Below are 21,308 nucleotides of genomic sequence, written 5' to 3'. Positions count from 1 at the left end.
GTTGAGTAGCCGACCTTCCACACCACCGTGCATACCGTTCGGTACACGGCGGTTCAATCGCTTGAGTGCACTTGACGCAAGCGCTCGTACTGAGCAGGGAAGTCATAATACCCTGCCTGTGCGAGCCTTTCGTTTGTTACAGAGCGATTCAATAATGCGCTTCCGGCTATTCGCCAGTAGCCCAGCCTTGTGTTCCCCCATTGGTAAGCCTGCCACTCCGGTATCCCCAGTTTTCGCAGGTTTTGCACCTTTGTTCGAGGCTTCTTCCACTGTTTCCAGATGTACATCCGCATTCGTCTTCTCAGCCATTCATTCCAGCTTTGCAGAATTCGTTTCATGTCCGCTATGTAGAAATAGCCGATCCATCCGAGAATATAGACCTTTGCGTTCTCCATGACCTCTCGGGCGTTTCTGCCTTGTTTTCGACTCGTGAGTTCTTTCAGCTTCTTCTTTGCCTTGGCTAGAGATTGACGGTGCGCGCGTATATAGACGCCGTTTCCGTTCTTTCCTAACGCAAATCCAAGGAATTTGAAATGTTTCTGTGCCACGACGCTGACCACCTTGCTCTTCTGCGTGTTCATGTGGAGCTTGAGCTTCTTCTCCAAATACGTCCGGCTGGATTCCAGCAGTCGCAGCGCTGCTCGTCTGCTTTTCGCGAGTACGACAATGTCATCCGCATAGCGGATGATCGTCACATCCCGGCTTTCCATCTCCTGATCAAATTCGTTCAGATAGATGTTCGCTAGAAGCGGTGACAGCGGTCCACCCTGAGGCGATCCTTCCTCCGTTGCCCGGCGTACGCCATTCTCCATGACTCCGCTTTTCAGGTACTTCTTGATCAGGTCGATGACGCGGTTGTCCTGGATTCGCTTGCGCAGCAAGTTTAAAAGAAGCTCGTGATTCAACGTGTCAAAGTATTTTGATAGGTCGATCTCGACCGCATGTCCATAGCCCTGTTCCGCATAGGCCTTTACTTTTCGTATGGCTTGCTGGGCGCTTCGTCCTGGGCGGTAGCCGTAGCTTCCTTCCGAGAAGGTCGGCTCGAACAACGGTTGCAGTTCTTGCGCGATCGCTTGCTGAATCACCCGATCTACTACGGTCGGGATGCCCAACTTTCTCACGCCGCTTCCATCCGGTTTGGGGATTTCCTTGCGCCGCACCGGGCTTGGCTTGTACTTTCCTTCCCGGATACTTTGCAGGAGTTCGTCTCTGTTCTCCCGCAGCCACGGAAGTGCCGCTTCGACGGTCATTCCGTCGATTCCGGGCGCTCCATGATTACGTTTGACCTGCTTATACGCCCTGTTCAGATTTTCTCTGCTCAGGATGCGTTCCATCTGGCCCTTTGCACCGTCCCTTTCTTTCCCTTCCCGAGCTTCGATGCTCCGCGCTCCTGCATACCCTTCGCGTTCCACGCTATCTCTTTGCCGGCAGCCCTTTCGGTATTCTGCTTTCATCGCACCGATCTCCTTTCAGTCTGTACTCAAGACTTACGATTGTTCAGCCCTTCCCCCAAAAAAAACCGGTACTATGGCATCTGCTGACTTCTCACAGCAAGCTTTACTCCGTGTTTCGGATTTTTTTTCCCTATTGCACGTCTGTGAGACCTCCCCGGGTAAGAGCGATAACTTTCCCCTCATCTATCTGCCACATCTACATCATGAGATTCGGGCAGTATTGGACTTTACTTTGCATGGCAAGCTCGTCCGTCTCATCATGCCTTATATGTGATTTCTGTTCGTCAGACCGAGGGTTTGCCTCCGGCTTCCTTCAGATTCGGCCTCGCGACCGACACCCTTGCCTTCGGCTAACAGTTCCTACTGCCAAGCCTGTAGCGGACTTTCACCGCCTAGTTATCGCCCATGCCGGGGCACCACACAAAGCGGGCAGCGTCAAGACGTTGCCCGCTTTTTCATGATGTGTCTTCTACATAAATGTAGGCAAAAAGCTCCGTCACAATATGGGAAACCGCATCCTCCCGCGGGATGCGTATACGTTGACTGATGGTTTCAATATCCCCCTGAAACCGCTCGATGATTCGTAGCATAACCTCGGGTTGTTTAGCTTGGCCGCAAGCAGCAGTCTCTACAAATTCGTGGTCTGTGATAACTGCTGTATCATTTTTCGTTTCCACTTGCAGCTCTGTGCCCTCTGGTTGAATCAGTCCGCTATTCCCCTGCAGCCAGCCGATCTGGAGCATGCGGTTCACTGCTTCAGCCGCATAATCCGCCACAGCGGTAAGGCCCCGGATTCCAGCCGCTGCTGCCGCGTCTCCAGTGCCGCTGCCATCGGTAGCCGCAGTTGAACTCAGGCAGCAGTCAATGCCCGGTCAGTCGTTACGATCATTTCCTGTCTGGTGATAATTCCAGCAGGGTTGAATCTTCCATCGGTATTACCGCTGGCAATGCCTTGGCAGTATTTACAGTTTCGTAGTAGTAGCTTCCGGGCAGCACATCCGTAAATCTGGTTGCTGCCGCTTCCGGGCTGCCGTTCAGGCCAAAGGCACGGACCAGCATCACCGCATAATCGGCACGGGTGATTTGCGCTGCCGGGGCGAAGGAACCGGCGGAAACGCCGTTCACTATCCCTTTGGCCGCCAGCACTTCCACCGGCTTCTTCGCCCAATGCGAAGCGTCCAGATCGTTGAACGATATACGGTTCATCACCACTGCATAAGTGCTGAAATGCCGGGCTATAAACGTAACCGCTGCGGATACGGGATCGTATTTGCCGCTGGCAACCGGATGGCTTACTCCGGCCTGATCTTATATTGGACTGTCAAATTGTCAGAATTCAACAGCTCAGCGACGGTGAGCTGGTAAGGAATATTGACCTGAACTTGTGCCGGGGATTTCTGCCAGCTTATTTCCTTACCGCCGATGCTGAGGCTGAGCTTAACCACCGGTCTTCCTCCGCTCGCTGCAGTCATTTCTGCGGGCAGAGACCCGGCGTCTGCTGCGGAAATCCGTAGTACTACCGCTGCATTCTGCGCTGCCCGCTCCGCAGTCACCATGCCTCCGGGAAGCACAACGGTTCCAACCGCGGTTTGGATCTCCAGGCTCTGCCCATTCGCAGCTGCGCTCAAGGCTGCTGAGAGAAGCGACACCTCATAGGCTGCGGCACCTGCGGCCTGATTCACTGCAATGACTACCCGCTTACTGTCCCACCTTCAGCGGCCGCCAGCGCAAGCGCCTCATTAAGCGCTTCCTGCGTAACGACAACCTGCGCGGCAATTCCTACTCCGGAGTCCCGTCATTCGGCGGTAGCGGGTCTTGGTTTGGCGGAGGAAACGTTCATGGTCATTATTCATTCTGTGCAAGTAGGACGTACCATAACACGCAAACAATCCTGCCCCAAATCTATTGCTGTAGAGCTCAAAGTTCTCGACCATTTTACGGTCTTCTTTGCGGGTATAGGTGCGTTTCAATTCGGCACAAAGCCATTTGTATTCGAAAACATTCTGAAGTCTGCGGTTTCGGCGTACTCAAAATATGTGCGGGATCTTGAAGAGCCTCAGCCAATGCTTCACTTACGGGGAGCGGAAGCTATCCAACCTTTCAAACAACTTTGATAGAATCGTTACCTCCCAGATATTTGTGATTCTCGTCCGCATTTGGCTCTGAATTCATCAGCGTGGCCACGGGGATTACCGCCGCCGAAAGACAATTATCGCTCCTGGTGTTTCTCTGGATAATGCCGGTACGTAAGCTTTTGCTTTGTATTCCCAGGGGCGGCTATGGCGATCGGAGAAGTCAGTGGCCCTCGATCTGCAGCTACGGCAGCCGGGAGACAGCTTTTTCCGATTTTGGATCCTTCATAATATCAGCAAAGGCTTTGAGCTTCAGATTGGATTTCTGTGAAGTTATAATTATGTAACCAAAGTACATATTAAAAAGCCGCTTACAGAATGATTCTCTGCAAGCGGCCTGAAATTTAATATCTTTCTATTATCACTTCAATTTAATAAATGCATAGAGATCTTATTTTCTTGCCAAGAAAAAACAATTACACTGTTCTGTCGGTAATCCAATATAGTCCCTTTTATTTGATTAAATTCGTGTATTGTGGACAGCGTTTTAGCATCAAAAATATATTGTTTGCTAAGCAAATTCACAAGTAACTTCCCATCCGCTGTTTTGTTCGCTGTAGGTAGACCGTCTCCCTCTGGCAAGGTTAAATTTGCTAATATTCTTTCCTTTACTAAACCCTCCTGATTAAATAAACTTATTTTTTTGGTATGAGTATTAAATACCAAATATTCAGACCCCGCTTTAAAAGCAAACCCAAATTGATCGATAATTCTTCCCCATATGGTTTTTCCTTGTGGTGATACAGCTATCAGTTTTTGTGTTTTAGGTTTAGGAATTACGGAAAAAATAAAGGTACCATCATCGAGTGCAAAGGCTGTGTAAAAGTTCACATATGTTCCTTTGGGGAAGTTGTATTGAAATGAGCGCTGTAAGGACGAATTATACACATCGACTTTTTGAGTATCGCCTTCCTTTGTTACTACTTCTATGGCGATCTGATTCTTCGTCACTGTATTTAACTTTCCGGATACCACCTTACTCACTTTCTGTTTACCATTTTTATCGAAAGATAGGAATTGAACCGTTTCTGCACCAATTTTCATTGATTTCTGAGCTGCTATGATTAAGGTCCCATCCCCCATACGATATAACTTGCCATCAGAGAGCGCTAGCTCTCGTCCTATGCGTTTGCTCCAGTTTTCCTTACCGTCAGGACTCACAGAATAAAGGAGTCCCTCAGACGAGAAATAGGCGTATACCGTGCCATCGGGTGCATAAGCAAAAGGGCCTTCTGTACTTGGCCATCCATATCCCGCCTTAGCAAAGGAGAATACCCATTTAACCTTGCCCGTTTTGGGATCTACGGCTCGAAGTGTATCGGGTGACCAAACCTTAGTCTCTGAAGCTCTTTCTTCTCCCACATGTAGATACAATGTTTCTTTACCAGGGACAAAGAAGCTCTCTTCCTGGATAGGTATGTAATCTGCATTTGTCGTCTGGGACCAAACTGCTTGTGGTAGCGAATCATAGTTCTTTGCAGCAACCACCCCGGTCACATTAGCAAAAGCGAAGGTTGCTACAATGAAACTAACTAACTTCTTTTTCACATGAATAACCTCAACCTTCATTTATTATTGATAATACGTTATTTCTAAGTCTAGCTGATGATTCCAATGCAGCAGCTGTTACTTACCCAATTCTTTGATGATCTGGTTGGCCACCTGGAGTAGCAGCTGCTCCCTCTCGGTCATTGGCTTACCAGCAATTTGATCCTTTAGAAATCTGTTCTCGTTTTTAAGATCTGAAATCTCTTGCATTTGATGTAAATACATTGTTTTCAGCCGTTCAATTTCTTTTAAAGCTTTTTCAGATTGCTCTCTATAGAATTCTTCCAACCTTCGCCCTCCCTATAAAAACATTGTATTTTCATTACTTCCAGCTGATCGACTCCACCGCAGCCTTTTGGGCCTCAACACTAGGTGTCATATAAATCATTTATTTTCCAGCGTTCCAATCTCAGTTCTGACAACAATTCCTTTGTTCAATAGTTCTTGAGCAAAGAAATAGTCAGCTTCGCTATCTGATGAAGCAATAATGCTGAAGACCTCTCCTTCAAAGGTATATCTATATTCAACCAGGAATGTATCATCTATAGGCGCTGAGGATAGCTTCCCTTCTATGATACTTACAACAACAGTCCCTTTGGGCGTTTGAATGTAATCACCTGGCTTAAGTACACTTTTCCGAGGATCAAAATTCGTTCGATCAATCCAGCGACACTTCCAGGTGGCACCTTTGTCAGAACTTACTTGATACCTTGCCTTTGCCATGCTTGCCCTCCTTCATTTTAAGTCCAGCTGATCGACTCCACGGCAATTACTAAACCTTCCACTTCAAGAGTCATATAAATCAATGTCTATTGAAATCGTTAATTTCACTGATACCTAGTGGGCTAACTTCAAATACTTTATAATCTGGATTGTTTGCGTATAGCTTCAAAAATTCAATCATTTGTGGCATTCCAAAAAAGGACTTTGATCCAACTTGCGGCGGAACAACGGCATGGCCTTCTTTCACTAAATGATCCAAACCGATATTCGTCCGTTTCACCCATCCCGTTAACCTGAACCAAATCACCAGCAATACAGTTATAACAGGCCATACGCATTCTCCTTTCTGCGCTATATGCGCCTATCATTCCGACTCTAACATGCTCAAATCGGCCACAACATCACGCCCAAACGTTAAACGCAGCATATGTACGATCTCTTATTCACGACATGATAGTTTAAGTTCTAATCTATCATCGCTTTCCAATTCAAATTCATACGTATACGGCAAACTCCTAACCAAACCCATTTCATAACTCCGCCCCCTTCCTGAACAATATGAGACTACGTTTCAGTATCTTCGAACTATTCAATAGAGCCAATGAGCCGTTTTGCTTGAATCTGTATCATGGCTAAACCTAGTTCTCAATAATATTATAGTTTCTCTATTAAAGTATCCCATGTAAGTTCAAGAACCCCTGTCATATTTTGTGGTTCATCTGAAATATATGTTATAACTGCATTCTTCTCTGGTAGCATTACAACATATTGACCATATAAACCATCCATACGATATGAATTAGAATATGAGTTCATCCATATTTGATAACCGTAACCTTGATGATGGTCTGCCGTAGCAAAATACGGAGTAAAATCATTGGTTTTTATTTGGACAGATGTTGCTTGTTCAATATAACTTGAAGGAATAAGTTGCTTACCCTTCCAAATTCCTTTATCAAGAATCAATTGTCCAAATCTTGATAATTGCTCCGCTGTTAAATATAGCCCTGAAAATCCTTGAGAAATTCCTTTTGGACATGTATCCCATTTAGGTTTCGGTATATCTAAATGTCTGAATATTTTTTCATCCAAATATTCATTTAGGTTACTCCCCGTAGTACTGCTTATGATTTTTGAAAGCATATATGTTGAAGCATTGTTATATGTAAAGTGAGTACCTGGTTTGAATATAATCGGTTCATAAAAGAACAATTGAGAAATATCCCATTCTTTACCATTACTCCAATCTGCCTTCATAACTGGGCATTCTGCATGTCCAGTTCCCATACAGAGCAAATCATGAATAGTCATCTCTTTTAGATATTCATTTATTGGTACATGTTGAATATCTGGGAAAAAATCTATAACGAGGTCACTAATTTTAAAGTAACCTTCACTAATAGCAATACCGACTGCCATTGATGTAAACGTCTTACTTACTGAATACAAGAGAGTAGGCTTTTCTTCTTTAAAATCATGTTTAGCAATTATATTACCATCTTGTCTAACAATTACATTCAGCACATGAAGATTCTGACTTTTTACGGACAACACTAAATCATTCAATAATTCATTATTCATATTGTAACCTCTCCATCATTTATATCTTTTTTGACAAACCTTAATTCATATAATCTTCGCGCTGTGCAATAAATCCAAAGATTTTCTCCTGGAGTTCGATCTAGTCGTTACTTCTCACAAAGTAGTGTCCGCTGATGGAGAGAGTGACCATCTTCTTTAGATATGAACTTATTCTTTCATTTAAACTCTCAGCTGTATGGTACTCATCGATATCATTAGGGGAAAACAAGTGCTCCAGATCATTTGACGAGCCCAAGCTTTTAACAAATGGATTGATTTCGGATTCAAGCAATTCAATTCCTTTACTGGCTGCCCGCGCTACCATAAGCGGATCAACTAAATTTAATATTTTTGATTTAGGCGGTTCATAAACATCATATACCGGTAGTTGGATTCCAAAATGTTCGATTATTGAAGCAAGTTGACTGGACGTCGAATAGGTAATATTAAGTGAGTCATTATCAATGTAGTGAATAATGTCGTCACCATAATCCTCATCGGGTTTAATTTCATAACGCTTAAAATATTCCCATGAAGTGCCCATAACTCTCCCCCTTAACTCTAAATGCTGTAATTTAATGATCAATATGCGTCTACAATTCATTAGGTCCAGCTGATCGACTCGACAGCTGCTTCCAAATCCTCAACACCAGGAGTCGTATAAATCATAGTCATTTCGATATTCGGTTTGCCATCTTCCTTGTAATGGCCCATGAGCATGGCCACTCGATCCAGGGGAACCGGCGGTTTCGCAGTTGCCAGGTCATGCCCAAAGGTGTGCCTTAAGGCATGACAGGTAAGGTGAGGGATTTGAGTCCGCTGCCGATATTTTTTGATCATATGCTGTATTCCGCGTTCCGAACATTTATCGGATCTCCTTGACACGAAAAGGTACGGGCTGGAGGAATCCCTCTCTTTTAGGTAGTTCTGCAGCACAGCTCGCAGTTCAGAGTTTATGGGCAGCTCCCGATCCTTATCCCCCTTCCCCGGATGTAGGCTGTTTTCTTCCTGTCGCTTAACGTGAGATCAGTAATCTGCAGATCACAAAGCTCATGCACGCGGAGCCCTAAGCGAAGAAAGGTTAGCACAATCGCATTCTCCCGTTTCCCCGCTAGGTTCCGAACTTCCCACAGCAGCGCATTCTGCTCATTGCGGGTAAGCCACTTTGGAGCACGGCGAGCTCTTGCTGGCTTTTTGATCGATCCGACCGGATTGTCAGGATGTACCCTTGTTCGGCAAAAAAACGAAAGATGGCGTTGAGGTGCACGAAGGTGAGCTGATTGGTTGCCGGCCAAGCCGGCTTGCCTCCTCTTCCCCCTGCAACCAACAGATGCCGTTTGAAATCAGCGATGTCCCTTTGGGTCGCATAGGCAACCTCGATCGGATGATCCGGTGAAGTAGACTGCATCCAGGTTTCAAATCGTTTCCAGCTCACACTATAGCTTTTTACCGTTTTATGGGAAAGCCCTTTTTTCTCTAGATGATGTAGAAATTCTTCAAGCATATGTATCTCCTTCTCCAATTATATAACACGTCGAAAAAATCCGCTCTTATCAAACGGTGGAATACGGCTTTCACTCTTCCATTGCAACAACGCATATTCGAATCGAAAAAATAATGAAGGATTTAACGGAACTTTTTAAGAAGCGCCAGGACAATTTCGAGGATCTTAAATTTTTTGCTATTGAAGGCAAAAAAGAAGATGTGAAATTTTGTTCCGGCAAAGGCGAAGGCTATCGCAGATGCATCTATGATTTGCTCATCTCTTTTGGGCTCACCGACACGGAGCTCTATAAGGAAAATGATGAACGCTTTGAGTTGTTGTATCTCAAGGAACGGGAAAGAGACTTGCAGAGTTAAATTTGGATAGCCGGTTCCCTTCCCTGTTCTTCAGGTATGCGTTGATCATTTTTCTCCAAAAGCAAAAAATTTAAAAATAAAAACAAGGGATGGGTCACAGAATGCTGAAGAAATTACCTGTAATTAAAGAACTCATTAAAAAAAGAGAAGAACGTAAGGATTCTCGGTCCCGTCAATTACATGATCTAATCATTGGAAGTACCGGGACAGGACGAAAGATTACTACATCTAATCCTGTGGAAAGGAACGTAAAAATGAATGAAGAAAATGACAGAGGATGATAGAGCAGAAGAAGTGGATCCGGGGACGATCATCAAATTGCTTCAAAATGGTTGTCTATCTAATGACAGGTGAAGAATTGATTTCACTGCTGGCCACCGGTGAGCTGGTGGGATTTGATGGGGAGTTAGCCCCGTTTTATATCTGAAATGCAGTATTTCTGACCTTGCAAGAAACCCCGCCAGTATAATCACTCAGAGTTACTCTGTCGGTTCAAAAACGTATAGTATCATTTTCTTAATGCTGCTAAAATGTTCTCATATTCTAGCAGAGGAGCAAACTAGAAATGTTTAAAACTAAGAGATTACTTTCATGGCTGGTAGTTGTTCTGTTCTTATCTTCAATACCATTCAGACACGTAACAGCCGAGGGAATGAAGATTGAAGCGGAGGTCACGGCGGTGACTGATGGCGATACCTTTACCGTTAAAATGCCCGATGGCAAAAAGGAAAAAATTCGACTTCTGCTCGTTGATACTCCCGAGACAAAACACCCTGACAAACCAGTGCAGCCGTTTGGTCCGGAAGCCAGCGCCTATACAACCAAGATTCTAAAAGGACAAACCGTCGAGCTTGAGTTTGATGTGGCTCAAAGGGATAAGTATGGACGTCTGTTGGCTTATGTATACATAGGCGACAAAATGCTAAATGAACTTTTGCTGGAAAAGGGTTATGCCCGCGTGGTGGTCTTCCAGCCAAATGTAAAGTATGTGGAACAATTTAGGAAAATCCAGAAAAAAGCACAAGCTGCGAAATTAGGGATTTGGAGCCTCGAAAATTACGCTACTGATAAACCAACAGCTACACCAAAACCTACAACTAAACCAAAAGCAACTACAAAGCCATCGGCCACTAATAAGCCCGCTGCAACAAAGAATCCGACTGAAAATGTGTATTATAAGAATTGTTCAGCAGTAAGAGCAGCCGGCGCAGCACCGCTCCATAAGGGTGAACCGGGCTACTCTAAAAAGTTGGACCGGGATGGTGATGGAATCGCGTGTGAATAAGACGAACCCCAGGGTAATCTCCTGGGGTTTTGTTATGCTGGATCATTTATTTAAAATAATCTTTCAATGAGTTTCCAAGTTCCGAGGTATACTTAGTCAACCGCAGGCTGATCTCGGTACGCATTACATCGCGCGTCATGCCAAATGGCCCCTCGTAGCCCCGGCAAAAGATTATGTAATTAGATATAAAATCGTCTTGCTCATCCTCCAGCACCTTGATATTGCGCTTCTTCAGCTCCTTTCGCAACTGATAGATGTCCTGCATTATCCGTCGCTGGATGGCTTGCCCGGCCAGCGAATAGGCCCGTTGCAGAATGTTGCCGGAGTGCTCGATCTCCTTGAGGCTCTTGCCAACCATGGTGTCTATGTAAGGGAGCAAGATGAGGTCGCGGACCATCGTCATTTCATCAATCGTTATCATATTATTCCTGGCATGCTGCTGCGCCTCAAATTGATCAGTATGCTCGGTCATGATCATTTTTGTTTTCCATCGCTCGTTCCCCTCCAATTTGGACACGGTGACCCCTCCTTAATGATAAAGCCAGTAATCTATGTTGGTGCCGCCCCTACCACTCTGCACGCCTCTCTGCGGATAACTGTCATAAGGTACACCCCTTTCCCATCCCTCAAGAATGACGGCTGTCTCGATAGGCTGAGACGCTTCCCATGATATGTAATTTTCAGCAGCCAGTATTTTAAACCCCTTTATAATATCCGCTGGCCGCCGCCCGCTTAACCGCCTTAACTCCGGGAGCGTCGGCATCCGCCTGAAGTGATAACGAAACTGTGCGATGATCCGCAGCAGCTTGCGTGGAGTATCATCAAGCATATCTCCGCTCCTGCACCGGTTGCCAGGCGAGGATGTTTACGGCCAGAAAAACCCGGGGCGCGCCGGTGGTCAGGCAGGTTGCCCGAATGCGGCCGTCACGGACTCCCTTAACCTCTATCTTCCTCTGTGTGATTTTCCCTGCTTTATCAACATATACGATTTCGATGGTTTGCCCTATTGCCATTTTCATCTTCATCGCCTCCAAAAAATAAGAACGTTTGTTTGTATTATAACCACGATAGGAATTTTTAAGCAATGGAAAAATAATCTATCTGTTTCTGTTGACATGCGTTATCGCACGTGATATATTATATTCAAGAAGTGCGATAACGCACTATTAAGGAGGAAACGAAAATGAAAGAGGTCATGGTAAGAGCTTGGGAAATTGCAAGAGGTGCTGTCGTACGATTTGGTGGCAAAGTAAAGGAATACTTCGCCCAAGCTCTTGCTATGGCTTGGAAGGAAGTTAAGGAAGGAGTGGCTGTATTGAAACCAAGTAAGTTTGTAGTATTCGATTTCGTAAAAAGAACGAAAGAAGCCGCGACTGCTTACCATGAGTTAAACAACGCTAGAAAAACAACGCAGTTCGGTCCTGCTATGCAAATCAAACTTGAAAAAGCAGCCGTCTTGGCATCGGATCTAAACAAAGAATTGAAAACGATGTTAGCTCTCTTCACTGAAGAAGAACGCAATGCGATGCGAGCAGAATTTAACTCTAAATAAACTAGCTGACAAAGATAAACGCTGCAGGCTCAACAAGGAGCCGGGCATGAGGAGCAGGAAATGAACAGAGAACAATTTGTAAAAACAATCAAAGAGACCGGATTCGAGTGGTGTGGTAAATACTATAGTTTATTGGAGGTTGACGGAGTATACTACAGTGCTGTAGTACTTCCTAATGGAAAATTGGTTTTGTCTCAATGTGATCGACCAGGGGTTTTGGCAGATTACGACACCATTAAAAATAATAAGATTAATTTTATCAAACGTTTTGTAATATCACCGGGGGATGGATGTTTTCCAAGGGACATTGAGGCCCAATGGACCTTGTCCATTGACCACGAGATAGACTGGTTGAGGGATTTCACCATCCTGATGGTCTCAGAAGAAGAGAGAATCGGGCGGGTCGTTGGTCGTGATTCTTATGGTGAATTTATTCATCTTCCGGGTAAAAGCTATAGCGGTATTTATACCGGAGTACCGCCACAAACTAGCGAAGATCAATTATATACATCTGTTAAGGTCCGCAAATGGTCCCCGCTAACAAATCAATAAATAATAGACGCAGACACGCAAAGGTGTCGGGCAAAAGGAGAATAGACATGGATATTCAAAATTTTAAAGTAGCAATATCCTCTTGGCCGAATGAGTTCGGGAAAGAATACTGGACAATTAGTGATGGAGTTAACGAAAAAGGAGAGTTTGAAAGTGAAGAAGAGGCAGAAAATAACATGTTACAGATCATCCAGAACTGGCGGTGCGACTCCTAATGAGTGATAATCGCAGCATAGCATTTGGCCGCCTGATAGCTATAGCAAATGTGTTGGGGGATCGGGTGCTTGATAAAGGCGTCCCCTCTATCTCTTCACAATACCTGGACAAAATTGCCCGTCAGCCAGAAAAAACAATTGAGGCAATCCATCGCAAATTATTGGATTACACCCACAAGTTCGGGCCGGAAGAAATGGTTTTGTTGGACATGTTCGGAGAGATTATGTCCAGTTTAAACCTTGAAGAGTTCACAAATGACCCATTGGGTAGTGGATACTTGCATTCGTTTTACACCCAACAAAACGCTCTAAATGATGTAATGGGTGTTGAAGAGGCGGCGGAACTATGGGGGTTATCTCCGGGAAGAATAAAAAACATTTGTGCCGAAGGTAAACTCCAAGCTCGCAAGATTGGTAAAACATGGGTCATTGCCAAGAATCAGCCTAATCCAAAGGTATAAGATTAATTAGAAAAAACACTGCTCGGTACATGCCTAGCAGTGTTTCCATTTGAGGGAGTGTAATTGTTTTGGAAGTAGAGTTCATAAACTGGGTACGTTCAGAAAGCGCGGCACCAAGTACAATACCATATTGGACTTCTCGATATAGGGAGTTCATGAAATTTTGTAATACAGAAGGAATAGATGTTAAAGATCTGAATGTTGAGTTGTCACGGAAGTACATGGTTTTCTTGCTTGAAAGGCCCAATTATCAAACAGGTGGAGAGCTTTCGAGCTCAACCAGAGCTAAGCACTATGATTTCCTAACCGTCTTCTCACGCTTCCTTAATGAGATAGGCGTTATTGAATGCCATTTAACATTAGGGATAAAACGTCCAAGACCACGATATAAGGTCATCAATAGTCTTAGCCAAGAACAACTCCATGCAGTGCTTCAAACCGTTAAGAAAATTCGAATAAGCAAAGCATCGCGGGAAAGAATTGCACTGTTAATATTTTTGATTTCAAGTACTGGATTACGTGTAGGTGAGGCACTTCCTGTAAAACCAATAGATTTTGACTTCAATCGTCGTATTGTTACTGTTAATGGCAAAGGGGACCGTGAAAGAGAAGTTCCATTTGGCTTTGAACTTTCTTACCTCATGCAAAAATACATAGAAGAAAATCAAGTAGAACAAAATTCATATTTGTGGGCAACGCATACTGGTAATCCAATGGCCCAATCGACTTTTAGAGATGCTTTAAGGGACATTAAGAAGTGCCTTGGAAATTCATTCGGGATCAATCTCATTAGGTTAAGCCCCCACACCCTACGCCACACATTTGCAAAGAGGTGGGTTGTTAAGGGAGGGAACTCGATAGCATTAGCCCGAATCCTTGGGCATTCGACTGTTGAAATGACGGACAGGTATGTGAGGCTATGGGGAATAGATATAAATTCAGCATATGACAACTGTAATCCGTGTGAAGGTTTGAACATGCCGAATTATGATTAATCCGTAAAAAAGCAATAAAAAAAGCCCGCCGACCAGTGAAGGTTGACGGGCTTTTTGATGCTTCATAGGCTCCAGGTTGTCCTCTCCTAGTGCTCATCAGTTGATTCCTCTAGACGGGAAACGCTGGCCAGTTCGTCTTTAGGTGGGTTCGAGGTTGATTTAGAGTTCCCCTGAGCATCGGTCCTACACAAGACCAGAAAAATGAATCCCAGATTTATTCCAAGAAAAATCATGAGCCATAGTGTTTCCGAAGTGGATAATTGTTGCAGTACCGGAATAAACATAGCCGCTCCTTCCATATTTATTGTTTGTTGCATACCCGAAGACGCCACGAAAACCCGACTTCACATCTATTGGATCCAACTTCTTTTTTTCTTTTATAATAGTCTTTCTTCACCTCATACTCATTTAACAATCGGTCCAATTCCTGGGACTTGATCAATACCTGTCGATCCGACACTCCATATTTTTCAGCTAAGCGGTTCAGCTCCGCCCGTTTCCGCTCTATGTTCTGATGGATTAATCCCATTCTAAACTTCTCCCACATTTTATATTTTTCTCCATTTTACTTGGGGTTAGCGAACTCCAAGAAAAAATTCATTTTCAAGTTGTGCCAAATATGTGAACAAAAGGGGCAAGAAATATAAATAATGAATCTCATGGAGACAATATTATCATAATATGAATTATATAGTATACTCCCTTCTCTGTCCTTCCTTCTTTACACTTTTTTAGTGAGGAACAATGTCGAATGGCAGGAGACAGAAACTGATGGTGCAACAACAAGCGAAAAAGCGGGTAGGCGAACTCATTCGCCTGCACCGCAAGATGGCGGGATGGACACAGGAGCAATTGGCCGAACGCGTGGGGACTTCCTTCTCTTATATTGGAGCATTGGAGCGGGGAGAACGAAATATGACAGTGGATACGCTTGAAAGTATTGCATCCGCCTTGCAGATCGATTTTTTTGATTTGCTGCAGCCGGCCAGCATGGGGAGCGAAACTACAGAATACTTACTAGCCATCCACCTTCTGTTGCAAGCTCATGAGGTGAACGATCAGCGCCGAGCGTTATTCGTCTTAAGAGAAATGTTTCGAAAGGATTAAACTGAAAAAGCCCTCGGCAACTGAATGCAGAGGGCTTATTACTTGCTATCCAATTTTAGGATCCGTCCCCATGCGTTAGCGGTGTTACCAGCGCCGTCAGGCTAGCTTCCGGAGGGACGGGCTGCAGATATCCGATAATAAGCACACTACCAAGAATTGTAGCCAGCAAGAGAGACATGAGACGTTTTCGCATCTTCGATCACCTCCTTCATCAGAGATTCATAGGCATACAAATGTTCAGGACCAGCCTTGTGCCGGTATGTATCCATGTAGGCCGTACAGGTTAACATCACATCGCGGTTATTTGTGGAGATGGAGTAAGTCATCCCTTGTAGCAACCAGTCCATCCCAAGGTGGTACCTGCCACGCTCGAGTTCATATGTGGCCAGTTGACAGCAGAGAAGAGTATATCGGCGCAATGAGCTGGAGGAATGGTAGTAGGAATGATTCTCCAATACTTGTGGCTGTCGAAGCGCCTCCAGCGGTTTAGTGTAATGCAAAATTACTTCGTCTACATCAAAACGAAACCGATTAGCTGCAGTGATTATACTCAAAAATCCCGGTAGCCACTCTTCCATATTCTTGTCCAAAAAATCAACGTAATCTGGCACCTTCTCGGCATGTCCCAGAAGCATGAGCAAATCGAATCGATTTCCCTCGGCAAACAGAGTAAAACGTTTGACTTCTTGCCAACCGGTTTCGTCTAACTCATCGAACCAGCTCAGGTCCTGGTACTGGGCAATAAAGGGAAAAGCTTCCTCATAGCGTTCCAACCATACCAAAGCATTGCCTTTAAGCATGTAACTTTGTCCGTAGTATACGACCAAATGACGCTCTGTGGGTAGTCGTGTTCTTTTGACCAGCCCCCGGCGTACGCGCTCTCTTTGCTGTTGGAGCAGAACAATAACCAATGCTCGCATTTCATCTGCGACTTGCAGTACTTCATCCCATTGTTGAAGGGTGAAATACACATTAGCCATCTGCAGAAGTGCATCGAGCTGGTGATGTTCGTCCAGTCGATTTCGGAAAGGTGCAAACTGTACAGTCGCTTCAAAGTTGGCCTTCAGATCCATCCCCAACCGCGCCCGAAACCATTTATACTGACTGATGGCCAAACGTTCTGTATGCTGCTTAATTTCAGTATCGCAGACAAACCGATAAAAAGGGATCGAAGCTTCCCACTTCCCCTCAGCAAACAGCGTCTCTGCCAAAAGAAATACATCCTGAGTGTGGACCGGCTTCTCCATCAGCAACGACAATATGGTTGCAATCAAATCCTCCCGTTTCAGATCCACGCAGCGAATCAGGAAGGTTTTCAATTGCTTCCAGTGAATCTTGCCGTCTGTAAAGCATTCCATAACATAAGCATCATATAACCAACCTTCAGCTTGTCCCAAGGCTTTGGCGATCTGATCCAGTTGACGAATGGACATGGACTTTGGCCGGTGACGTGAAAAAAACGCGCTTAATACCCCGCGGTTAATCCCGGACTGCTTTGCCAGCTCCTGTAAAGTGATCTCTTGTCGAAGAAGTTGATGTTCAATGAGTGTATGTAAGGAGTAGCCTCTATTCTCCATATGATCAAGATTGGAATTGAGGTTAATGCATTCGATCATGATACCCCTCCCTCTTCGCTTCAACGATCTCCCTTCTCTTTCTTCCAGTTATATTCAGAGTTAAACGATGAATAAAAATATTTAAATTAAAGTGACAAAATTATCACTGGAAGATTGAGAGGTTATTTGTAGATCAATGCGTTATGGGAAATTATAACATGCAAATTTTATTGCGACAACTCTACTTATAAATAGTCGCAATAGAGTCCTCCACTGACTCCTGTCATTCCTCTACACTTTATAAGAAGGAGAGGTTGTGGTAGCCTTGACAACATTTGCAGAACAGATAGGGGCAAAAATCCGGCTGCATCGAAGCCGTCAAAAATGGACACAGGAGCAACTTGCGGAAAAAAGCGGTACGACTGCCTCCTACATTGGGCAACTCGAACGCGGAGAAAAGGACGTCCGGATACAAACCTTGGAGAAAGTCGCGACTGCCCTTGGCATGAGCGTCTATGAAGTGTTCGACAATGAACAACAAGAGGGAGTGTTAATCAACAAGAAATGGGTGTGGGAAAGCGTGTTGCTCTTGCTGCGTCACAGTCATGAAAAACAGCATCACGCTTACCGGATACTCAAAGAGCTGCTGGAGCCGGAGCATCTGGAAAAAGCCCCTGAACCTAAGCAGTAAAGGCCCCATTTAGTCGATCAGCATCAAATCAAACCCGCCCGTCCAACGGGTGGGTTGCTCTTGGGGTAAAACCCCCTGTTGCAAACCGAATGGGTTATCGTACACTTTTACACTCTGTTTATCTATGTCAGGTGCTTCTTGTTCACGAATGTATTTTGCATGGTGGCTTAATTTAAACCCACGGTTCTCACATAGTATCCTTCCGCCTAATGTTTTCGATTCCCATATTTATACTTTAGTTGGGCATGCTTCTCAAAGATCATTAGAGCACTTTTTCCTTCAGATATCCCATAAATACGAAACAACTTATCTTACTATCATTAGTAATTAGGTTATTTCAGCATATGACACTCAAACCGATATTAAGAAAAAAACAAGACTGTAACTCAATATAGAGTACAGTCTCGTTTTTGCAGCAGCTTTTATACCAGGATGGCCTTATATTTCAGTATATTCATAGTTAATTGAAAATATTCAAATGCTGCTTAATTAATTGGGAGAGGGACATCCGGTGCTGCTTCCGCACGTGAATTTCCCAATTGAGCATTGAAATTAATAACGTGTGTGCGAATAGAATTGGAGGCAAACAACTCATTCATTAATATGCTGATCTGTAGAGCTGCCATTTCATTCGCAATCATTCGTTGAGGTTGAGAAGGTTCCAAACCACAGTTATGGGATGGAGGTATTAGATCATTCGAATCAATGGGGTAGATTCCGTGAATCGGCTGAAGAATAACCTCCCCCTTCTTTTTTAGGCCAACCACCACTTGACCTGAATAACCACTTTCTAAGTGATCTTCAAGTTCTGTATCCGTCCATTCATCTTCCTGCTTATCTCCATTCTCAGGCAAGTAAATACCTTCAATCCCTGCATCAATATAGACAAGATCATCACTATGATTAAAGTAATCATTCATGATCTTCCGGGAAAAGTCATTATCTACTGCCCCTATCAATACTTTCTGAATATACTGCCTCTGTGAGTGTAAATAACTCGTATGGGAGAATAAGCTCTCCAGCTCCTCTACTGACTCAATATACTTCTCTGCAGAGGAACCAATTTTCAATCCGTAAGTAGAGCCATACCTAGAGGATAACACCTCCGATTTTTTGAGCCCCAAATCACGAGTGATAAAGGGTTGTCGTAAAAGGTTACGCTCTTCAATAACATCCGGATCTGCAAGCATCAGGTATGAGCGAACATCACTGAATGCACTCATCTGTTTCGTTATGCGTTGTACAGCGTATCCGCCTGTTCCACCGCTTCCGATCAAAACTATGTAGTACATAATTTTAGTGTATTCTGGATGAAAATTGGATAATTGAATCATCATTCTCCTCCTAAACGATCCTTTGTGTTTTCACCTGAACCTGTTCATGCCAATCTGACGGGTAATCTTCCACCAAAATGGAATACGCAGATTGAGTTGGCTGAAATCCTTCAATCAACATATCGGGTATGAGGGGATAAAATGTCGAGCCGCTCCTGCACGAACAACCATCTCAAAGGTAACCTCCTTGGCCTTTTGTATCTTCCCGATGACACCATATAACATCGTTCCCGCCTCATCCTCATTATCGATGTCGCTAAAATAAGCTCTCATCGTGTTATGAGAGTGCACCTCGGCGACCTTAAAGATATGTGCCGGAAATTGTTTATATTGAGGAAACACTCTGGACTTCGAAACCCGTTGAGTAGGAATATCAAGAACATACTCAAGCTTTAAACTGTCCCAGTAAAAAACCCCCAAGACCTCAACCTCGAATTCAGTGGAGTAATCCGCAAAAAAGGTTATTAATTGAGAAAATAACTGATTCGGAATCTTTGGTAATGCCAATTTAAAGCCCTGGCAGCAGTTTTCCAGCTCCTCTACTTCTTCGACTTTAGTGACAAAAACACCAATTGGATTCTCGCGAACTTCATAATAGCCATCCTTTGCCGCTAGGACATTTATAGATTCCATATTTTCAAAAAGATCTTTCGATTTAAAGAAGAATCCTTTTATTCCCTCAGAAAAAAAAGAACCTTTTTTACCTTTGGTTACGATCGGGCATATTAAATTCTTCTTATCGTCCCAATCCATAGTTGTCCGCTGTTTGGAAAGTTCCGGATAGTATTTTTCTAACCGTTTCCGTATGGTATCCATCTCTAAGGTTGGCAACGCTTCATCACTAAATAATTTTGTAATTGATATCGTTTTTCCAGCGTAGGCTATAAATGTCCCCCGGTTAATCTCAGGTTTCTTCTCACCTTTGCTATTTGACGTGGTACTTTTTGGCGCCGTAACATTACTCTTGCCGGCAAGCTCTAACTTATTAAGATCTTCTTCACTTACCTCATCCTCTTCAGCGAAAACGTCAAGCTCTTCATCTGCTAGCTCCTCAGGATCAGAACTTTCCTTGCACTCACATTCCGGATCATCCCCGCTCCCTATCAAGCTGAAACCATTTCGCTCATTCTGTGAAGTAGAAGACTTTGCAGCATTTCTACCTCTAAAAAGTGAGAATAATTGAGGCTCATTTTCATTTCTGGTTGTCACTACATTTCCAGCACCTGGTTCCTCTCCATCTGTATGGTCAAATCGTGTAGAATCGGATCCTTGCTCCAGTTCAGAAGCTTCAATACTAATATCTGACTTCCCCTCTCCAACCGATGAAGTTGTTGCAGAAAGACCGTCAAGACTCTTAGAATCCTCTCCCTTGTTACCAATACATTTTTCCGTTCCTTGTTGGGTCTGATCTCCCAAGTTTTTCAGGTCCGTCGAATGATCATCTGATTCAGAACCCTTTGTAGATTTCGGCATAAAGAGCGAGAATAAGTCACCAGGATTTTGATTTGTCATGAACAATTCCTCCAATAGTTATATTTAATGCCCTACATACTGGTCATCATTTAATAGATCGAATGAGTAACTTCGTGTATCCATTCTTTTAAGTTTTGACCTATTGGCTTCAGATATTTCTCCGGAAACGATTTCCCTTTTATCTCTTCCATCAGTTCACGAAAAGTCAATCTTGTATTAATTGACTCGGAATAATAGCTGTCCGAGTTTGGAGTATTAAAAAAGAGATCCGGAATAGAAGATAATTGGGACATTTTTTCGATAGTAGGGAGCTTTTGTGTACCCCAGCACACCTTGTGCGAAGATGCTGAGACATTGGTAAATGGATAACAAAACATCTCTGTCTCTTCGCTGATGCTAAATTGCTCTTCAATTGCAGCAATAAACACTCCCTGAACAACCTTCTTTTCATCTCGTGTAATCAGAGACACTCCAAATATCAAGGACGGGTAAGAAACATCCTCAATGACTGCCTCATGGTAATATACTCTGCGCGAATGTGCTGGAATCTCAAAAAATAGATTTATTTTCGCTGGCCCCTCTGAATAATAAATCGTATTTCTCGGTAATACCGGGGTTCGAATAGCATCATAGTCTAACGATTGAAGCACTGCGTTAGCATAAGCTTCATGCGTATATGTACCTTTACCAATGATGACTCCATCGTGATACTCTTCGATTACAGGAAGCGCATTGTCGCGGAGAGTGACTACCATTTTCATCCCTTTATCTTCGCAGTTTATATTCATC

At 44.0% G+C, this 21,308-nt stretch carries 31 protein-coding genes and 2 pseudogenes; 11 read left to right on the top strand and 22 right to left on the bottom strand.

What is annotated here, in order from left to right; genetic code table 11:
- Positions 1–53 precede the first annotated feature (53 nt).
- The 5 genes and pseudogenes from ltrA to JI735_RS34275 all read right to left on the bottom strand — a co-directional run bounded on the left by ltrA (position 54) and on the right by JI735_RS34275 (position 3,136).
- Entirely contained in the window at positions 54–1,454 is a 1,401-nt protein-coding gene (gene ltrA / locus JI735_RS34290; RefSeq protein WP_039832799.1) for a group II intron reverse transcriptase/maturase, read from the bottom strand.
- 455 nt (positions 1,455–1,909) lie between these two features.
- Positions 1,910–2,230: a hypothetical protein gene (locus JI735_RS34285; protein WP_202677785.1), complete on the bottom strand. Its 321-nt coding sequence runs from the start codon at positions 2,228–2,230 to the stop codon at positions 1,910–1,912.
- Between the two features lie 74 nt (positions 2,231–2,304).
- Complete coding sequence (locus JI735_RS38080; protein ID WP_411830159.1) at positions 2,305–2,403, bottom strand: S-layer homology domain-containing protein; 99 nt, start codon at positions 2,401–2,403, stop codon at positions 2,305–2,307.
- 173 nt (positions 2,404–2,576) lie between these two features.
- Positions 2,577–2,660: pseudogene (locus JI735_RS38075) on the bottom strand (S-layer homology domain-containing protein); the annotation flags it as partial.
- A gap of 86 nt (positions 2,661–2,746) precedes the next feature.
- Entirely contained in the window at positions 2,747–3,136 is a 390-nt protein-coding gene (locus tag JI735_RS34275) for a hypothetical protein (RefSeq protein WP_039832796.1), read from the bottom strand.
- Positions 3,137–3,292: 156 nt separating this feature from the next.
- On the opposite strand from JI735_RS34275, the gene JI735_RS34270 reads away from it, so the two are divergent.
- Positions 3,293–3,568: a hypothetical protein gene (locus JI735_RS34270; RefSeq protein WP_039832794.1), complete on the top strand. Its 276-nt coding sequence runs from the start codon at positions 3,293–3,295 to the stop codon at positions 3,566–3,568.
- A 384-nt stretch (positions 3,569–3,952) separates the two neighbouring features.
- Here JI735_RS34270 and JI735_RS34265 read toward each other — a convergent pair whose 3' ends face one another.
- From JI735_RS34265 to JI735_RS34230, 8 genes are all read right to left on the bottom strand, one after another.
- Positions 3,953–5,134 carry an outer membrane protein assembly factor BamB family protein gene (locus tag JI735_RS34265; RefSeq protein ID WP_039832793.1) on the bottom strand — a complete coding sequence of 394 codons (1,182 nt, stop codon included), beginning with the start codon at positions 5,132–5,134 and terminating at the stop codon, positions 3,953–3,955.
- A 78-nt stretch (positions 5,135–5,212) separates the two neighbouring features.
- Positions 5,213–5,422 carry a hypothetical protein gene (locus JI735_RS34260; protein ID WP_039832792.1) on the bottom strand — a complete coding sequence of 70 codons (210 nt, stop codon included), beginning with the start codon at positions 5,420–5,422 and terminating at the stop codon, positions 5,213–5,215.
- A 96-nt stretch (positions 5,423–5,518) separates the two neighbouring features.
- On the bottom strand, positions 5,519–5,857 hold the full coding sequence (locus JI735_RS34255; protein WP_039832791.1) for a hypothetical protein: 339 nt from the start codon (positions 5,855–5,857) through the stop codon (positions 5,519–5,521).
- A gap of 79 nt (positions 5,858–5,936) precedes the next feature.
- The gene (locus JI735_RS34250; protein ID WP_157771236.1) at positions 5,937–6,137 is read right to left on the bottom strand and encodes a hypothetical protein; all 201 of its coding nucleotides are present in this window, start codon (positions 6,135–6,137) and stop codon (positions 5,937–5,939) included.
- Between the two features lie 374 nt (positions 6,138–6,511).
- Complete coding sequence (locus JI735_RS34245; RefSeq protein WP_046503730.1) at positions 6,512–7,438, bottom strand: serine hydrolase domain-containing protein; 927 nt, start codon at positions 7,436–7,438, stop codon at positions 6,512–6,514.
- 100 nt (positions 7,439–7,538) lie between these two features.
- On the bottom strand, positions 7,539–7,982 hold the full coding sequence (locus tag JI735_RS34240) for a hypothetical protein (RefSeq protein ID WP_039833930.1): 444 nt from the start codon (positions 7,980–7,982) through the stop codon (positions 7,539–7,541).
- Between the two features lie 59 nt (positions 7,983–8,041).
- A complete protein-coding gene (locus JI735_RS34235; RefSeq protein ID WP_233476556.1) occupies positions 8,042–8,374 on the bottom strand; it encodes a tyrosine-type recombinase/integrase in 333 nt (110 codons plus the stop codon).
- Positions 8,375–8,549: 175 nt separating this feature from the next.
- A complete protein-coding gene (locus JI735_RS34230) occupies positions 8,550–8,942 on the bottom strand; it encodes a site-specific integrase (protein ID WP_202677743.1) in 393 nt (130 codons plus the stop codon).
- Positions 8,943–8,998: 56 nt separating this feature from the next.
- Between JI735_RS34230 and JI735_RS34225 the strand changes: the two genes are divergently transcribed.
- From JI735_RS34225 to JI735_RS34215, 3 genes are all read left to right on the top strand, one after another.
- Positions 8,999–9,298, top strand: coding sequence for a hypothetical protein (locus JI735_RS34225; RefSeq protein ID WP_157771380.1), 300 nt, complete (start codon positions 8,999–9,001; stop codon positions 9,296–9,298).
- Positions 9,299–9,399: 101 nt separating this feature from the next.
- Positions 9,400–9,579, top strand: coding sequence for a hypothetical protein (locus JI735_RS34220; protein ID WP_039835579.1), 180 nt, complete (start codon positions 9,400–9,402; stop codon positions 9,577–9,579).
- 284 nt (positions 9,580–9,863) lie between these two features.
- Positions 9,864–10,583, top strand: coding sequence for a thermonuclease family protein (locus tag JI735_RS34215; RefSeq protein WP_051051794.1), 720 nt, complete (start codon positions 9,864–9,866; stop codon positions 10,581–10,583).
- A gap of 46 nt (positions 10,584–10,629) precedes the next feature.
- Here JI735_RS34215 and JI735_RS34210 read toward each other — a convergent pair whose 3' ends face one another.
- From JI735_RS34210 to JI735_RS34200, 3 genes are read right to left on the bottom strand one after another with little or no spacing between them, the layout of a single operon-like run.
- Positions 10,630–11,100, bottom strand: coding sequence for a YhjD family protein (locus JI735_RS34210; protein WP_039835578.1), 471 nt, complete (start codon positions 11,098–11,100; stop codon positions 10,630–10,632).
- Between the two features lie 12 nt (positions 11,101–11,112).
- Entirely contained in the window at positions 11,113–11,412 is a 300-nt protein-coding gene (locus tag JI735_RS34205) for a hypothetical protein (protein ID WP_051051792.1), read from the bottom strand.
- Positions 11,405–11,602 (bottom strand): hypothetical protein, encoded by a 198-nt coding sequence (locus JI735_RS34200; RefSeq protein WP_233476555.1) that lies wholly within the window; start codon positions 11,600–11,602, stop codon positions 11,405–11,407. The genes JI735_RS34205 and JI735_RS34200 overlap by 8 nt, the downstream gene beginning before the upstream one ends.
- Before the next feature lie 164 nt (positions 11,603–11,766).
- Here JI735_RS34200 and JI735_RS34195 point away from each other — a divergent pair, with 164 nt between their 5' ends.
- From JI735_RS34195 to JI735_RS34175, 5 genes are all read left to right on the top strand, one after another.
- Positions 11,767–12,135, top strand: coding sequence for a hypothetical protein (locus JI735_RS34195; RefSeq protein WP_039835576.1), 369 nt, complete (start codon positions 11,767–11,769; stop codon positions 12,133–12,135).
- Positions 12,136–12,195: 60 nt separating this feature from the next.
- Entirely contained in the window at positions 12,196–12,687 is a 492-nt protein-coding gene (locus JI735_RS34190; RefSeq protein WP_039835575.1) for a hypothetical protein, read from the top strand.
- Positions 12,688–12,734: 47 nt separating this feature from the next.
- A complete protein-coding gene (locus tag JI735_RS34185; protein ID WP_157771379.1) occupies positions 12,735–12,902 on the top strand; it encodes a hypothetical protein in 168 nt (55 codons plus the stop codon).
- Positions 12,902–13,363, top strand: coding sequence for a helix-turn-helix domain-containing protein (locus JI735_RS34180; protein ID WP_039835574.1), 462 nt, complete (start codon positions 12,902–12,904; stop codon positions 13,361–13,363). Before JI735_RS34185 ends, JI735_RS34180 begins: the two co-directional genes overlap by 1 nt.
- A 68-nt stretch (positions 13,364–13,431) precedes the next feature.
- Positions 13,432–14,358, top strand: coding sequence for a tyrosine-type recombinase/integrase (locus JI735_RS34175; RefSeq protein WP_039835573.1), 927 nt, complete (start codon positions 13,432–13,434; stop codon positions 14,356–14,358).
- A gap of 301 nt (positions 14,359–14,659) precedes the next feature.
- Here JI735_RS34175 and JI735_RS34170 read toward each other — a convergent pair whose 3' ends face one another.
- A complete protein-coding gene (locus JI735_RS34170) occupies positions 14,660–14,887 on the bottom strand; it encodes an aspartyl-phosphate phosphatase Spo0E family protein (protein WP_051051798.1) in 228 nt (75 codons plus the stop codon).
- A 242-nt stretch (positions 14,888–15,129) separates the two neighbouring features.
- Between JI735_RS34170 and JI735_RS34165 the strand changes: the two genes are divergently transcribed.
- The gene (locus tag JI735_RS34165) at positions 15,130–15,465 is read left to right on the top strand and encodes a helix-turn-helix domain-containing protein (protein WP_039835571.1); all 336 of its coding nucleotides are present in this window, start codon (positions 15,130–15,132) and stop codon (positions 15,463–15,465) included.
- Positions 15,466–15,611: 146 nt separating this feature from the next.
- Here the strand turns inward: JI735_RS34165 and JI735_RS34160 are convergent, their stop codons facing one another.
- Positions 15,612–17,081 (bottom strand): helix-turn-helix domain-containing protein, encoded by a 1,470-nt coding sequence (locus JI735_RS34160; protein WP_051051788.1) that lies wholly within the window; start codon positions 17,079–17,081, stop codon positions 15,612–15,614.
- 265 nt (positions 17,082–17,346) lie between these two features.
- Between JI735_RS34160 and JI735_RS34155 the strand changes: the two genes are divergently transcribed.
- Complete coding sequence (locus JI735_RS34155; RefSeq protein ID WP_039835586.1) at positions 17,347–17,712, top strand: helix-turn-helix domain-containing protein; 366 nt, start codon at positions 17,347–17,349, stop codon at positions 17,710–17,712.
- Positions 17,713–17,721: 9 nt separating this feature from the next.
- Here the strand turns inward: JI735_RS34155 and JI735_RS36715 are convergent.
- The 4 genes and pseudogenes from JI735_RS36715 to JI735_RS34140 form a co-directional block, all read right to left on the bottom strand.
- Positions 17,722–18,019: pseudogene (locus JI735_RS36715) on the bottom strand (transposase); the annotation flags it as partial.
- A gap of 178 nt (positions 18,020–18,197) precedes the next feature.
- Complete coding sequence (locus JI735_RS34150; protein ID WP_051051787.1) at positions 18,198–19,046, bottom strand: ubiquitin-activating E1 family protein; 849 nt, start codon at positions 19,044–19,046, stop codon at positions 18,198–18,200.
- 114 nt (positions 19,047–19,160) lie between these two features.
- Positions 19,161–20,558 (bottom strand): hypothetical protein, encoded by a 1,398-nt coding sequence (locus JI735_RS34145; RefSeq protein ID WP_202677742.1) that lies wholly within the window; start codon positions 20,556–20,558, stop codon positions 19,161–19,163.
- A 50-nt stretch (positions 20,559–20,608) separates the two neighbouring features.
- On the bottom strand, positions 20,609–21,307 hold the full coding sequence (locus tag JI735_RS34140) for a hypothetical protein (protein WP_039835569.1): 699 nt from the start codon (positions 21,305–21,307) through the stop codon (positions 20,609–20,611).
- Position 21,308: the final 1 nt, after the last annotated feature.

The sequence above is a fragment of the Paenibacillus sonchi genome (assembly GCF_016772475.1).
Lineage (GTDB): Bacteria > Bacillota > Bacilli > Paenibacillales > Paenibacillaceae > Paenibacillus_AQ > Paenibacillus_AQ sonchi.
Note: the sequence above shows the minus strand (reverse complement) of the source record. Positions and strands in the feature narration are given on the sequence as shown.

What these genes read in the sequence shown, in the direction of transcription:
- ltrA (WP_039832799.1), bottom strand. Translation starts at nt 1,454, where the DNA reads ATGAAAGCAGAATACCGAAAGGGCTGCCGGCAAAGAGATAGCGTGGAA.
- JI735_RS34270 (WP_039832794.1), top strand. Translation starts at nt 3,293, where the DNA reads ATGGTCATTATTCATTCTGTGCAAGTAGGACGTACCATAACACGCAAA.
- JI735_RS34255 (WP_039832791.1), bottom strand. Translation starts at nt 5,857, where the DNA reads ATGGCAAAGGCAAGGTATCAAGTAAGTTCTGACAAAGGTGCCACCTGG.
- JI735_RS34245 (WP_046503730.1), bottom strand. Translation starts at nt 7,438, where the DNA reads ATGAATAATGAATTATTGAATGATTTAGTGTTGTCCGTAAAAAGTCAG.
- JI735_RS34240 (WP_039833930.1), bottom strand. Translation starts at nt 7,982, where the DNA reads ATGGGCACTTCATGGGAATATTTTAAGCGTTATGAAATTAAACCCGAT.
- JI735_RS34230 (WP_202677743.1), bottom strand. Translation starts at nt 8,942, where the DNA reads ATGCTTGAAGAATTTCTACATCATCTAGAGAAAAAAGGGCTTTCCCAT.
- JI735_RS34220 (WP_039835579.1), top strand. Translation starts at nt 9,400, where the DNA reads ATGCTGAAGAAATTACCTGTAATTAAAGAACTCATTAAAAAAAGAGAA.
- JI735_RS34215 (WP_051051794.1), top strand. Translation starts at nt 9,864, where the DNA reads ATGTTTAAAACTAAGAGATTACTTTCATGGCTGGTAGTTGTTCTGTTC.
- JI735_RS34205 (WP_051051792.1), bottom strand. Translation starts at nt 11,412, where the DNA reads ATGCTTGATGATACTCCACGCAAGCTGCTGCGGATCATCGCACAGTTT.
- JI735_RS34200 (WP_233476555.1), bottom strand. Translation starts at nt 11,602, where the DNA reads ATGAAAATGGCAATAGGGCAAACCATCGAAATCGTATATGTTGATAAA.
- JI735_RS34195 (WP_039835576.1), top strand. Translation starts at nt 11,767, where the DNA reads ATGAAAGAGGTCATGGTAAGAGCTTGGGAAATTGCAAGAGGTGCTGTC.
- JI735_RS34190 (WP_039835575.1), top strand. Translation starts at nt 12,196, where the DNA reads ATGAACAGAGAACAATTTGTAAAAACAATCAAAGAGACCGGATTCGAG.
- JI735_RS34185 (WP_157771379.1), top strand. Translation starts at nt 12,735, where the DNA reads ATGGATATTCAAAATTTTAAAGTAGCAATATCCTCTTGGCCGAATGAG.
- JI735_RS34180 (WP_039835574.1), top strand. Translation starts at nt 12,902, where the DNA reads ATGAGTGATAATCGCAGCATAGCATTTGGCCGCCTGATAGCTATAGCA.
- JI735_RS34170 (WP_051051798.1), bottom strand. Translation starts at nt 14,887, where the DNA reads ATGGGATTAATCCATCAGAACATAGAGCGGAAACGGGCGGAGCTGAAC.
- JI735_RS34165 (WP_039835571.1), top strand. Translation starts at nt 15,130, where the DNA reads ATGGTGCAACAACAAGCGAAAAAGCGGGTAGGCGAACTCATTCGCCTG.
- JI735_RS34160 (WP_051051788.1), bottom strand. Translation starts at nt 17,081, where the DNA reads ATGATCGAATGCATTAACCTCAATTCCAATCTTGATCATATGGAGAAT.
- JI735_RS34150 (WP_051051787.1), bottom strand. Translation starts at nt 19,046, where the DNA reads ATGATTCAATTATCCAATTTTCATCCAGAATACACTAAAATTATGTAC.
- JI735_RS34145 (WP_202677742.1), bottom strand. Translation starts at nt 20,558, where the DNA reads ATGACAAATCAAAATCCTGGTGACTTATTCTCGCTCTTTATGCCGAAA.
- JI735_RS34140 (WP_039835569.1), bottom strand. Translation starts at nt 21,307, where the DNA reads ATGAATATAAACTGCGAAGATAAAGGGATGAAAATGGTAGTCACTCTC.